Below are 482 nucleotides of genomic sequence, written 5' to 3' on the forward strand. Positions count from 1 at the left end.
GCGGCCGGGGGTTTCGGGCTTTGCGGCATCCCCGAGCTCGCCATCGAGGCGATCCTGCGGGCGGGGACCAGGGACCTGACCATCGCCTCCAACAATTGCGGCGTCGACGGCTTCGGGCTGGGCAAGCTGCTCGACTCGCGGCAGATCCGCAAGATGATCTCCTCCTATGTCGGCGAGAACGCCGAGTTCATGCGGCAATACCTGTCGGGCGAGCTGGAGCTGGAATTCAACCCGCAGGGCACCCTGGCCGAGCGCATGCGGGCGGGCGGCGCCGGCATCCCCGGCTTCTATACCCGGACCGGCGTCGGCACCGTGGTCGCCGAGGGCAAGGAACACAAGGATTTCGACGGCCAGACCTATATCCTGGAACGCGCCATCGTCGCCGACCTGTCGATCGTCAAGGGCTGGAAGGCGGACGAGACCGGCAACGTGATCTTCCGCAAGACCGCGCGCAACTTCAACGTGCCGGCGGCGAAATGCGG

At 66.8% G+C, this 482-nt stretch carries 1 protein-coding gene; it reads left to right on the forward strand.

Annotated elements, in window-relative coordinates; genetic code table 11:
* Positions 1-482, forward strand: a 482-nt coding sequence (locus FE811_RS27120) for a CoA transferase subunit A (RefSeq protein WP_140849613.1), incomplete at both ends; no start/stop codon positions are given.

Origin of the sequence: Paracoccus sp. FO-3 (genome assembly GCF_006386455.1) — a bacterium.
Taxonomy (GTDB): domain Bacteria; phylum Pseudomonadota; class Alphaproteobacteria; order Rhodobacterales; family Rhodobacteraceae; genus Paracoccus; species Paracoccus versutus.